At 43.7% G+C, this 12,686-nt stretch carries 11 protein-coding genes; 2 read left to right on the forward strand and 9 right to left on the reverse strand.

Going from position 1 to position 12,686, the window contains the following annotated elements:
• Positions 1 to 35: 35 nt before the first annotated feature.
• The 4 genes from WQ57_RS01705 to hutU form a co-directional block, all read right to left on the reverse strand.
• The gene (locus tag WQ57_RS01705; RefSeq protein WP_046521950.1) at positions 36 to 1,352 is read right to left on the reverse strand and encodes a Na+/H+ antiporter family protein; all 1,317 of its coding nucleotides are present in this window, start codon (positions 1,350 to 1,352) and stop codon (positions 36 to 38) included.
• Between the two features lie 170 nt (positions 1,353 to 1,522).
• The gene (locus tag WQ57_RS01710; RefSeq protein ID WP_046521951.1) at positions 1,523 to 2,692 is read right to left on the reverse strand and encodes a M20/M25/M40 family metallo-hydrolase; all 1,170 of its coding nucleotides are present in this window, start codon (positions 2,690 to 2,692) and stop codon (positions 1,523 to 1,525) included.
• Between the two features lie 25 nt (positions 2,693 to 2,717).
• Positions 2,718 to 3,968 carry an imidazolonepropionase gene (hutI, locus tag WQ57_RS01715; protein ID WP_046521952.1) on the reverse strand — a complete coding sequence of 417 codons (1,251 nt, stop codon included), beginning with the start codon at positions 3,966 to 3,968 and terminating at the stop codon, positions 2,718 to 2,720.
• A gap of 171 nt (positions 3,969 to 4,139) precedes the next feature.
• Positions 4,140 to 5,861: a urocanate hydratase gene (gene hutU, locus WQ57_RS01720; RefSeq protein ID WP_046521953.1), complete on the reverse strand. Its 1,722-nt coding sequence runs from the start codon at positions 5,859 to 5,861 to the stop codon at positions 4,140 to 4,142.
• A 356-nt stretch (positions 5,862 to 6,217) separates the two neighbouring features.
• Here hutU and WQ57_RS01725 point away from each other — a divergent pair, with 356 nt between their 5' ends.
• Both WQ57_RS01725 and WQ57_RS26450 read left to right on the forward strand, forming a co-directional pair.
• Positions 6,218 to 7,933, forward strand: a complete 1,716-nt coding sequence (locus tag WQ57_RS01725) for a sigma 54-interacting transcriptional regulator (RefSeq protein WP_052948619.1) — start codon at positions 6,218 to 6,220, stop codon at positions 7,931 to 7,933.
• Positions 7,934 to 7,997: 64 nt separating this feature from the next.
• A complete protein-coding gene (locus tag WQ57_RS26450) occupies positions 7,998 to 8,150 on the forward strand; it encodes a hypothetical protein (RefSeq protein ID WP_156183025.1) in 153 nt (50 codons plus the stop codon).
• A 5-nt stretch (positions 8,151 to 8,155) separates the two neighbouring features.
• On the opposite strand, the gene WQ57_RS01730 is transcribed toward WQ57_RS26450, so the two are convergent.
• From WQ57_RS01730 to WQ57_RS01750, 5 genes are read right to left on the reverse strand one after another with little or no spacing between them, the layout of a single operon-like run.
• Complete coding sequence (locus tag WQ57_RS01730) at positions 8,156 to 9,169, reverse strand: histidinol phosphate phosphatase domain-containing protein (RefSeq protein ID WP_046521954.1); 1,014 nt, start codon at positions 9,167 to 9,169, stop codon at positions 8,156 to 8,158.
• Positions 9,166 to 9,933: a DeoR/GlpR family DNA-binding transcription regulator gene (locus tag WQ57_RS01735; protein ID WP_241481463.1), complete on the reverse strand. Its 768-nt coding sequence runs from the start codon at positions 9,931 to 9,933 to the stop codon at positions 9,166 to 9,168. The genes WQ57_RS01730 and WQ57_RS01735 overlap by 4 nt, the downstream gene beginning before the upstream one ends.
• A 26-nt stretch (positions 9,934 to 9,959) precedes the next feature.
• On the reverse strand, positions 9,960 to 10,964 hold the full coding sequence (locus WQ57_RS01740) for an ABC transporter ATP-binding protein (RefSeq protein WP_046521956.1): 1,005 nt from the start codon (positions 10,962 to 10,964) through the stop codon (positions 9,960 to 9,962).
• Entirely contained in the window at positions 10,961 to 11,803 is an 843-nt protein-coding gene (locus WQ57_RS01745) for an ABC transporter permease (RefSeq protein ID WP_046521957.1), read from the reverse strand. The genes WQ57_RS01740 and WQ57_RS01745 overlap by 4 nt, the downstream gene beginning before the upstream one ends.
• Positions 11,800 to 12,633 carry an ABC transporter permease gene (locus tag WQ57_RS01750; RefSeq protein ID WP_046522053.1) on the reverse strand — a complete coding sequence of 278 codons (834 nt, stop codon included), beginning with the start codon at positions 12,631 to 12,633 and terminating at the stop codon, positions 11,800 to 11,802. The genes WQ57_RS01745 and WQ57_RS01750 overlap by 4 nt, the downstream gene beginning before the upstream one ends.
• Positions 12,634 to 12,686: the final 53 nt, after the last annotated feature.

Consider the following 12,686-nt stretch of genomic DNA (forward strand, 5'->3'; position numbering starts at 1 on the left):
CTTTATCGTCATGTGGAAATATTCTGTCTAATCCATTATAAAACCATTGCCGCCATTACTCCAAACACAAATAGAGGAATATTATAGTGAATGAAAGTCGGTACACAAGTATCCCAAATATGGTCATGCTTACCATCGGCATTTAAACCTGCTGTCGGTCCGAGAGTACTATCGGAAGCAGGCGATCCAGCATCCCCCAGGGCACCTGCCGTTCCAAGCAATGCCACAGTTGCAAGAGGACTAAAGCCGATCAACATACATAAAGGGACGAACACAGCTGCCAGGATGGGAACAGTTCCAAAGGATGTCCCAATTCCCATTGTCACTAAAAGGCCGATGAGCAATAATAAAATGGCTGTAAATAGCTTGCTGTCTCCGACAATCGAGTTGACTGCTTCCACTAATTCATTGATCGCACCCGTTTCTTTAAGGACTGTTGCATAGCCTGAAGCGATTAGCATAACAAAAGCAATCGCGCCCATCAGTTTGACACCATCCTGAACAACTAGCTCGCCCTCAGCCAACGTTACAATCCTGCCAATGAACATGATCAGAATTCCGGCCAGCGCTCCTAATACCATCGAACCGAGCAGAAGCTGAGTGGCCAGTGCAGCAACAACTGCTCCCAAGGTAATAAAATCTCTTGCCTGCAGCTTTCTTACAGCCGCTTCACTGGCAGCGCTCACTTCAGCAAGAACCTCAGTATGAATGGTTTCATACTCCCTTGTTTTACGATAAGTGAAAAAGACGGCAATAAACAAGCCGACGAACATCCCTACTGCCGGAAGCATCATCGCTAATGGAATTTGTGACTGGGCAATGGGCATCCCATTCGCTTTCATTTCCGAAGCAATAATCCCGTGAAAAATGAGTCCGTATCCAGCCGGGATAACAATATACGGCATTTTCAGCCCGAAAGTAAGAGCACAGGCCACAGCTCTTCGATCCAGTTTCAAATAGTTAAAGAAGAGCAAAAGAGGCGGAATCAGAATGGGGATAAAGGCAATATGGACAGGAATTAATGTGCCTGAAAGACATGTAAGTCCGGCAATCAACAGCAATAATACAAATTTGCTTTGTTTTTTCATTGCAAGTAATTTTTCGATTAATATGTTCGCGATTCCCGAGTAGGCAATCATTGCCGCAAAAATACCAAGTAAAATATAGCTTAGAGCCGTTTCCGACTGTCCTCCCATCCCGCCAATGAAAGTGGAAATGGTTTCTGGCAGCGATAATTTTGCGGTTATTCCAGCAATAATGGCAGCAAAAAGCAAAGCAAAAATGACATGTACTCTCAGAAGACTTAAGACCGTTAATACAATAACAGATATTAGTACAGGATTATCTAACATATAGGCCCCCCTCATGATTCGAACAAATTGATTTTGCATCTGGCTGCCGCCATCCCCGGCATGGATGGCGGCAATAAACTTTGTTTCATTGTTTACATGTGATCAGAGGTATTTTGGACTTCGGGCGAGTTACTTTGCTTTGTATATCCCCTGCCGCTCCTTGTCTTTAGTCATAATCCTTTATGATTGATGTACCATTGTTCAATAAGGGCAGCAGTAAGTCTCCCTGTGTTGACCAGGTTTTCAATGCTGATGCACTCTCTGAAGGTATGGATATTCCGGAATCCCAGCCCAAGCGTCAGGCAGGTCAGCCCATTTTCATTTAATACGTTCGTGTCTGCCCCTCCCAGTGTCTCAGTTAAATATGGGTTCACTTTAATGTTGCGGGCGGCTGCTTCTGCTGTTTTCGTCAAAACATCTTCCTTGGCGATTTCAAAGCCAAGATATTTTTTCTCGACGCTCACATTCACTTTTCCGCCGTTCTTCTCGGCAGTCTGCTGCATCACTTCTTCCATATGCTTTAGCTGCCTGTCGAGTTTTTCTTTAGAAAAGCTGCGTACTTCCCCGCGAATGGTAACGCTTCCAGTAATGATCGATGTAAGCTCTCCACCATTAATAATCCCAATATTGGCGATTGTCTCCTTGTCAATTTCGCCAAGCCTCATTTTGGACAAGCCTTCAGCCGCCAGCAGAATTGCGTTATTGCCCTCTTCAGCATTAAGGGCAATATGTGCAGCGTTGCCCTGGACTTCAATCAGGATCCGGCTGCTGTAAGGGCCCTTAAGGATGATCTGGCCGACATCTCCGCTGCTGTCAAATATATAGCCCATTTTGCTTTTGGCCTTGCTGTAGTCCATATGAACGGCCCCAACTAGCCCTTTTTGTTCGTTGACGGTCAGGATCAATTCAATGGGGCCATGCGGGACTCCGCTCTCGATGATGGCCTGGATCGCTTCCAGGTAAGCCGCCAATGCCGCCCGGTCATCAGCGCCTAAAATCGTTGTTCCATCAGAATGAATGACACCATCTTTAATAACTGGCTTTAATCCTTCCGTCGGCAGCACCGTATCCATATGTGTCGAGAAAAATAACGGCGGGACAGAGGAATCAGTTCCTTCACGCCAGGCAATCAAATTTCCGACCTCTCCGTCAAATTGGTTATGAGCTTCATCAAATTTAAGGGAAAAGCCGAGCTTTGGAAGCACTTCTTTTAAATAATCGGCAACCAGTTGTTCTTTTGTGCTCGGGCCGTTAATTTTCGCCAATTCTAAAAATAACTCCTGCAAACGTTCAGCTTTTACATATTCGGCAGCAGTGGATAGCTGGTTTGTTTTCAACATAAAAACCTCCTGTCAATCTATGAACCTAGCGGCGGACGACAACTTTTCCATTTTTAATTACTGAATCTACTATATTCGTCCCAAGCTCGTAAGCGATATGCTTATAGGTAGGGACGTCCCAAATTTGCAGATCGGCAATTTTCCCTTCCTGAAGCACTCCCCTGTCCTCAAGGCCAAGCGCTTTTGCCCCGCCATAAGTGGCTGCCTTGATTGCTTCCTCAACCGAGAATTGATACAGTCTGCAGGCAAGATTGATGACAAACTGCATTGAACCTGTATAGCATGCCGGACAAAGATCGGTTGCCAGCGCAATTTGCATGCCCATATCCAGCATCTTCCTAGCATCAAAAGGCCAATTATGCCCGACGGCGAAGTCGAGTGCCGGCATTAAAACCCCCGTTACTTGGGCTTTAGCAAGCTTTTCCATTACTTCTTCAGGAGTGTAATTCAAATGGTCAACAGAGACCATTTTCAGTTCTGCCGCCAAGTCCGAGCCTCCTATATAGGAATAGGCATCTGCATGAATTTTCGGCTTCATTCCATGCTGAATTCCTGCTTTCAGAATCAATTCCGATTCTTCAGCGGTAAAATAGCCCTCATCACACCAAACATCACAAAATTCCGCAAGTCCCTGTTCCCCTACTCTGGGAATCATTTCATTGATGATGACATTGAGGTACTCACTTTTTGTCATATTTTCCGGAAAGCCGTGTGCTCCTAAAAATGTATTATAAACATCTAGTGGTGTTTCCTCACCAAGCCTTCTGCTTACTTCGAGGATCTTGATTTCGCTTTCTGTCGTCAGCCCGTACCCGCTCTTGCTTTCAACAGTTGTAATCCCGTATTCAAGCATCGTCAGCAGGCGCTTTTTTGACTGTTCAAACAGCTTTTCCTGCGGGGTGTTACGCGTCAATTCAACTGTGCGGTTAGGCCCGGTGACGATGCCTAGCTTTTTCAGCCTTTCCTTGCTGTTTCCTGCGACCTTCGCTGCATATTCCTCAACACGTGTCCCATAAAAGACGAGATGAGTGTGGGAGTCAATGAAGCCAGGAGCGACGACTTTTCCGTCGGCATCAATTATAGTTGTTTGCTCTATGTCAAAATTATGTTTAACATCCTCTTCTGAGCCAATTCCGGCAATTTTGCCGTCCTTGATGGCAATCCAGGCATTCTTAAGCACTCCAATTTCATCCATGCCTTCGCCTTTGCACGTGACTATCTCCTCGGCATTGGTAATCAATAAATCAATTTTCGTCTTTAATTTCGTTTCAGTCATTTTGCTATGCCTCCATTCAAAAAACCCGCATTTCTATGATGCCAGACTATTGGATTGCGAGCGCCAGTGGTGTGATGATCAAAAGCGTCAGCACAGTCCGACAGAACCAGATTGTTTATTCATAATATGGCAGAGACCGTCTGCCTCACGGATCTCTGCCAATGATGAAAATTATGCCTTCACGTTTTCCGGTTTTAAATCCTTTGGACCGAACGTGGCTTTCGGTGACCACCATAACGGGATTTTGATGCTTTCATTTGTCAGTTTACCTTTTCCATTGGCGACATCCCTGGCAGTTTCATAGCCTGCCTGTGCATGACGGACAACACCGATTCCTGAATCCACTGTCATTGCCACTTCAAGTCTCATATCCGATTCAGCTGTACCATCGGCAACCATCGTCACCCCAGTATGAACCGCTTCACCCATTGAATAGTTCGCCTGAAGGGCAATAAGGTCGCACATGCCAACGGCGTTCAGGAGTCCATTCAATACCGGCCAGTCAGAAATCAGGTCACCGCCATCCTTCATGTTCTCAGATTCAAAGGTCGGGTTGACAATGGAACCGGAATCAAGGTTATCACGAGAGAAGGCAACCGGGCCGGCAAGCTCACCGCGCCTGATCATATCATTCACTTCCAAGGCAAATGCCTTACGCTGGCCAAAGCCCATATAGCAAATGCGGGCAGGCAATGCTTCGATTGGAATATGTTCCTTCGCGAGCTTGATCCAACGGGTTACAAGGAGGTCATCACTGAATTTCTCCAAAATCATATCGTCAATTTTTCTAAGGTCTTCCGCCTCACCTGACAAGCAAATCCAACGGAATGGTCCACGGCCTTCGCAGAAGAGCGGGCGAATATATTCAGCCACGAACCCTGGAAGACGCTTGGCTTCCTTCTCATCCATCCCAGCATCAATACACTCTTTGCGGTGGCTTGTGCCATATTCAAATGAATGCACACCAAGGTCCATGAATTTGATTAGCGCTTTCAGCTCGCGAACCATCGTTTCGCGCGCTTTTTCAAGGTAAAGGGCGCGATTCGTATCACGGAGCTCTTCAGCTTCCTGAACAGTGTAGCCTGATGGCAAATAGGAAATTGGGTCATGCCCAGGAGTCATCGATGTTGAAATATCCGGCAAGAATCCTTTTTGAAGAACTTCTTCAAAAATATCTGCAGCATTTCCGACAACCGCAACACCAAGCGGTTTTCCTTCAGCGGCATGCTGTTTAGCCATTGCGATCGCTTCATCCAATGAATCAGCCAGGCAATCAATAAATCCTTTTTCAATTCTTCTCTTGATAATCTCAATATTCGAGTCACATAGAATAGCCACACCGCCGTGCATCGTCATTGCCCTTGTCTGGTTTCCACCCATCCCGCCGGCTCCCGCTGTTAAAAGGATCTTTCCAACAAGTGAATCATTATAATGAAGGCGGGCAATCGCTGATAAGGTTTCAAACGTTCCTTGGATAACACCTTGGGTACCGATGTATTCCCATGGAGCCGCTGTATAGTTTGCATACATCGTCAGGTTTTTGTCCTGAAGGTCATAAAATGTTGGCCAGTCTGCTTTCATAATGTTGGTCGTTGCCATAACAACCGTTGGGGCATATTTATGCGTTTTGAAGACGGCAACAGGCATTCCTGACTGGACAACAAGCGTTTCATCATCCTCAAGCTCTTTTAAAGATTTGACAATAGCATGATAAGACTCCCAGTTACGTGCGGCCTTGCCAATTCCTCCGTATATCACAAGCTCCTCCGGCTTTTCCGCGTTTTCCATATTATTTTCAAGCATTCGCAAAATGGCCTCTTGTCTCCAGCCTTTACAGCGAAGTTCCGGCCCTCTTTGTGCTTTAACTGAGTATAAAATTTCTGGTGTTGACATAGCGATTCCTCCTTGAGTTTTGCAGTTTTTGTTGTACTCATCTTTATATAATGCAATTGTCGTGCCAAGTCTCTTAAATTCAATAAAATAGTCTGTTTTTAATAGAAAACGGCCGTTTTCATCGAATTTCAGGTGGATCGAAGCTACTTTTAATCGGAAAAGCAAAGCAGCGAAAAAAGTAAAGTGCAGATAGATTTGGCACCTTTTTTTGTCTAAATATCATAAAGTCACTGCAAAACTGTGAAAACGGTTACAAATTAGCGACGCAGATGGTTTTTGCATGCAGACTATTTAAAATATTCTTAATCGATGTTATATTCATTACAGGTTATTATGGTTTCAGGGGGGGTATAAACTTGATTGCATCATCGATAGGATCCCTAATTAGAAGTTTCACAGACGGAGTAATCGTGTTAAATGAAAAGCACGAGATTTTATGGCATGACATAAACGCAATGGACATACAGGCAAGTGTAACAACAGGAATACATATTTCAGAGCTTTTCCCATGCATTGAAGAAAGATTGGTGGAGAATGAAAAATACTCAGTTGAATTAAACGGTAAAAAGCTTTCTGTTGAAGTCAAGAAACTGACAGTTGGGAATGACTACTTTATTCTTTGCATTGAAGATTCGACCAATTTATTGACAAACGAGAAAGCGAGATTATACTGTCTTGAAAATATTGTGGAATCCCTGAATGAAGGCGTGATGATGAGTGACCGGGAAGGAAAAATCAGATTATACAACAGCGCCCAGGAGAAACTGGAGGGGCTGGACAAGCAAGAAATTATCGGCAAACATTTATGGTCAGCCTATAATTATAATCCGCAATATTCCGAACATAAGCATACTTTTAAAACTGGAAAGCCTATCTTTTCAAGGTATCGGGCACACTCAAGGGTTAATGGAGTGCCAAAGTATGTAAATTACAGCACCTATCCCATTCAAAAAGATGGCGAAACTATCGCAGTTTTTTCGCTTAGCACGAATGAAACGAATCTCAAAAATCGACTTCACGAAACGATTGAGTTAAAAAGGCATTCTGATCAGGGGGAATCGGTGAAACAGACACTGAAAAATGGAACAACTTTTACCTTTGACGATATTAAAGGCAAAAGCCTTGCACTAAAAAACCTGATCCGTGAAGCACAAAATATTTCTGTCCATAATACGGATGTGCTGATTGTTGGCGAAACAGGGACAGGGAAAGAGCTGTTTGCCCAAAGCATGCATAATCACAGCCCTCGAGCTAACAAGCCCTTTGTGGCCATTAACTGCGCGGCCATCCCGGAAACCCTATTGGAAAGCACTTTATTTGGAACGGTCAAAGGGGCGTACACTGGAGCTGCCAATCAAATTGGACTGTTTGAGTATGCAAAAGATGGCACACTGTTTCTCGATGAAATCAACTCCATGCCAATCACTTTGCAATCAAAGTTAATGAGGGTTCTACAGGAGCGGCTAGTCCGCAGGGTCGGGGCAAATGAAGTAATCCCGGTAGAATGCACCGTCATCAGCGCATCAAACGAGGATCCAGTGAAACTGATTGACGAAGGAAAAATGCGCCTCGACTTATTCTACAGAATTGCTCATACAAGTCTTTATATTACCCCATTAAGGGAGCGGACGGAAGATATTCATTTTTTCATTGAGTACTTCCTTGGAAAATACCAGAAAAAGTACATGAAAGCCATACCGAAGCTATCCAAGGACTTGCTTTCAACACTGATCCAATATCAGTGGCCCGGAAATACACGTGAACTTGAGCATTTAATCGAGAATTTAATAATCAGGACCAGTGAGTCAGATCAGCAAATGGATCTTGACCATCTTCCGGCCTACATCAGAAGAAAAATATTGCCGGATACGAAAAAATTAGAGGACAAAAAAAAGAATCCTTTCAAATCAATATTCACTACCTCTCAAGAGCATTTCATTCAAAAGACACTGGACCAGACAGACTGGAATATCTCCCAAGCCGCCAAAAAGCTGGGAATCACACGGCAAAGCCTCCAATACCACATAAAAAAACATGGTCTCGAAAGGCCCCCTACTGGACGAAAAAGTTAAGTATCAGACACATGATTGAAAAGCACGGGGACGGTTCTTATAGCGGACAATCGGAAGTTTTGCGATGAAAAAGGCACAACGAGCTGAAACCACTGCTGTTGTGCCTTTTTCTTTTTTGTTTTCCAACAAACTCGCTGAATTTTTGATTGCCAGAGAAGAATGGAGTCGCAAGCTAGGACTATGGGGTTTCAATCCTTCGGGGATTTCATCGGTTTAACAAATTTACTTTAGGGCGGGCTCCCCTATTGGTTTCCTGATTCGATTCCTTTTTTCAAATGTAGCAACATTCTTTATCCCTTTTTCAAGGAGGGTATGCTTGTTTTGGTCCACGTAGCTGCCGATGTCCTCTGGGAAATGTGAGTCGGATGACAGAGTGAAATGGACACCGTGTTCCAGAAGGATATCGAGTAAGGCAGGACTTGGGCACATTTCTTTGACAGGATAACGATAATAGAGCCCTGCATTAATTTCCGTCGCTGTGTCTGTTTCAGCCAGCGCCTTGCCAATCTCGTGGTAATGATTCAGGAGTTCCTTTTCATCCGGCCGGTAGTTAAATACTTTAAAATTATCCAGATGAGCGACAAAATCAAATAATTCACTGCGGATGGCCGATTCAACAATGGTAAAAAAACGTTGATAGGCGAGACGGAGGTCCAGGTTGTCATAATGATATTTGGTATCTGGGTTGTCAAATCCCCAGCCATCGACAAAATGGACAGAGCCAATGACGTAGTCCCAATCATATTTTTCGAGGAGCTGCTCTAATTCAGATTCACAGCCTGGAAAATAATCTGCTTCAATACCCATGCGAAGAGTAACTCCTTGTTCTGCCCAGCGTGGTTTTGCTTTTTCGACTGCTTCAACAAACGAATCCATTTGTTGAGTCATTACTTGATCAAGCCAAACCCGTTGCTTTCTGCCAATATCACTGTCGCTGACATCCATGTATTTTTCAAAATAGAAACGGGATTCTTCAAATCGATATAAATGGTCGACAATTCCCACTTCTTTTAGGCCTTTTCGTTTCGCTTCAATTAAATATAAATCTACCCATGATTCATCGTAAGCTCCAAGCTTCATTCTTTTTGATAAACGGTCCATGCTTGCCTGCAGCCATTGGTAGGAATGCCTTGGCTCGGAGTAAGGATGGAAATAATCCAATGACTGATTTGTCCGATCGGCCCACTTTAAAGAGTAGGGACCTTCTTCCAGATGGACATGATAATCGACTTTCACGTTCTATCTCCTCCCACTGCAATCCATTTTAGTTGATGGTTCACCCGCTGATCCAACTTCCATTCTTCCGGGATATCCTTGTCACAGATAACATAATCGATATCAGATAGGTCGCATATTCTGCTGAACGATCGGTGATTGACCTTACTAGAATCAGCGAGCAAAAAGACCTGGTTTGCCTGTTTTACCATCATGGAAGATGCATTGGCTTCCTCCATATCGTAATCATTGATGTCCGGCGGCATGATTCCCCCACAGGAAATAAAAGCCTTATTGAATTGAAACTCTTCCAGCATCCGGCACGTAACAGTCCCTGAAAGAGATTTCTGCTCAGGATTCAAATTTCCGCCTACGACGATTACTTTTCCGTCAAACTGCTTCCTTTCAAGTGAATCATTTAGGACATACGCAGCAGCAATTGAGTTCGTCACAATGGTAATGTTCGTAACATCCTTAATTTCTTTGGAAAGTTGTAATGTTGTCGTGCCTACGTCAATAACAATAACGTCTCCATCCTCAATAAAACTCGCCGCTTTCTTACCGATTGCACATTTTGCTTTATACATCATGTTTTGCTTTTGTTCAAAATGGGGTTCATTCTGTGTCTTTGAATATAATATAGCTCCCCCGTGCACTCGTGTTAGCTTCCGTTCCTCTTCCATAATGTGCAAGTCACGCCTGATTGTCTCGGGGGTCACTTCAAAAAGGATTGCTAATTCCGCCACTAACACTTTCCCTTTTTCATTTAGGGCATTCATAATCATAGATTGGCGTTCTTGTGATAATAAACTCATGCTATTGGAATGATATCCTCCTCTCTCAAGAAGAATGTTCGACTCTCATTCTCTTGTAGAGTTGATTGAGTTTGATGCAGCTGGTCGATCATCATGGTCATTTTGTCATTCTGGATTGTGTATCTGGTAATATTTCCAAGCATGGAAACCTGATTGATGAGACCGGTAATTTCATAGCTCTTCCCATCCTTCTTAAGAGTAAAAGCTTCAGGACGGATTGCATAGATGGAATGGCTCCAATTTGCAACATTGGGTATGAAACGAGCCAGCTCTTCTTTAGTCAAAACATTATAGTTTCCAATAAAACCAGCAACAAATTCATTTGCAGGGCGGGCATAAATTTCATTTGGGGTGCCCTGCTGTGCAATTCTCCCCTGATTTAGTATAAAAATCCTGTCACTGATTGCCATTGCTTCTTCCTGGTCGTGAGTGACCAGCACCATTGTCATTTTCAATTCTCTCTGGATGGTTCGCAATTGCTGCTGCAATTTCTTTCTAATCTGTGCATCAAGTGCGCTTAGAGGCTCATCAAGAAGAAGAACTTTCGGTTCCATTACTAAAGACCTTGCCAATGCGACCCTTTGCTGCTGGCCTCCGGAAAGTTCCCGTGGATAACTATTTTCTTTTCCTTCCAGCCCTGTTAATTCTATCATTCTTGCAACTTTATTTTTGATTGTTTGGCTGTCTTCCTTTTTCATCTTCAGCCCAAAAGAAATGTTTTCTAATACTGTCATATTCGGGAACAATGCATAGGATTGAAAAACCATCCCAATTTCGCGGGCTTTTGGCTTTAGATTGGTGATATCCTTGCCATCCAGGGATATGGTACCGGAGTCTTGCCTTGTAAGCCCTGCGAGAATCCGCAGAAGTGTACTTTTTCCACACCCGCTAGGGCCAAGGAGGGTAACTAGTTCACCTTTTTCAAAAGATAACTCAATATCGTGCAAAACCGTTTGATCGTTGAATGTTTTACGGATATTTTTAATGGCTACATAACTCATGATTTGACCGCCTCTTTCTTCGGTAAAGTCAGCTTGAACCATGTTTTCTTAGGAGCTGCTCGTTTTTTTGTTTTCCTGGAAGACGTTGCCTTAATAATTAGAGCTGTAATCAATGCCATTAGGACAAAATAACACACAACAATCGCACTGGCCATATGTCCACTCTTGCTCGTTTGGGCAAATAGATAAAGCTGTACAGTTTCAAATCGGGTTCCAACAATCATGTTTATCAACACAAATTCCCCAAACAAAATGGAGAACGATAATAGGGCTGAAACAAGAATTCCGGGGATAATGTTCGGAACGATTACGTGGCGGAACGCACCCCAGCGTGAAGCGCCCAGCACCTCGGCTGCTTCCATCAAAGCTGCCCCGTTGATATTCCGCAAGCTGTTTCTTGTTCCCTGGTACATATAAGGAATCACACAGACAAAATAAGCTCCCATTACAATCAGGATTTTTGACAGCTGGAAATCAGAGTATGACCTGATTAATCCAACCGCCAAAATGATTCCAGGGATGGCATATGTCATCACCGTGATTGCCTGTATATATTTTTCGAGCTTTGGGGCATATAGGATTACTGCGCAAACTGTAGGAACAATAATCAGAACCGCGATTGCAGTCGTACCTAGTGAGATAAGAAGCGAGCGGATAAACGCATCAATAAAGCGGGAATCGCTAAATAGCCGCTGATACCATTCAAAGCTTAATCCTTCCGGTAAAACTGTATGATTCCATTCTGTCGCAAAAGAGTAAAGGAACGTACCCAATAATGGAATAATCAAATAGAGCACGACAATCCCTATTGTCACATAGTGATAAAATGGGCGCTTCATCGTAAATCCCTCCGAACCATTCGCATAAGCCATTCATTAAAGAGCATTGCGATTACGAGTATGACACCAAGCGCCAGGGCAAGCGCGCTTGCGAGTTCCGGCTGTGCAAATACATCACCGGAGACAAGTGCCCCAATCCGGACTGGCAGCATATTATAGCTGCTGCCCGTTAAGGCGTATACTGTTGCATAGGCCCCCATTGCATTCGCAAACAGGATACTGAAAGTCCCGACAAGGCTTGGCAGGATCACAGGAACTCCAATCCTCAGCCAAAACTGCGTATTTGAAGCTCCAAGAATGGAAGCCGCTTCTTTCCATTGGTCCTGGATGCCGTGATAAATAGGAAACAACAGCATGACTGCCAGCGGCAATTGAAAGTATATATAAATCAGGATAATGCCGGCCATAGAGTATAAATTAAACGAAGACATTCCGCTTATCCCCATTTTTTCGAACAACAGTACAAACAATCCGCTATTTCCAAGCAGAATGATAAACGCAAATGCCAGTGGCACCCCCGCAAAATTGGACGTTAAGTTGGCAAAATTCATCACTTTATCCTGTACACTCTGCGGGAATTTGGTTAATGAATACGTTGCAAAAATAGCTGCAAATAAGGCAAGCAAGCTTGAGAACAAGGAAATTTTAATGCTATTGGCAAATGCCTGGAGGTAGAAGTCACTTTCAAAAACGGTCTGATAGTTTTCAAAAGTAAATCCAGTCCCGCTTTTTTGGAAGCTGTCATAAATCATTGACAGGATCGGGACGATTAAAAACATCAAAACCATGATTGAAAAAGGAATAAGGAAGGATGCCGCAAACCAGTTCATTCGTTTCAAAGAGAATACCCCTTTCTGCCTCTTTTGTTGGCAATGGGAGCCTT

Origin of the sequence: Mesobacillus campisalis (assembly GCF_000986785.1) — a bacterium.
Classification (GTDB): Bacteria; Bacillota; Bacilli; order Bacillales; family Cytobacillaceae; genus Mesobacillus_B; species Mesobacillus_B campisalis.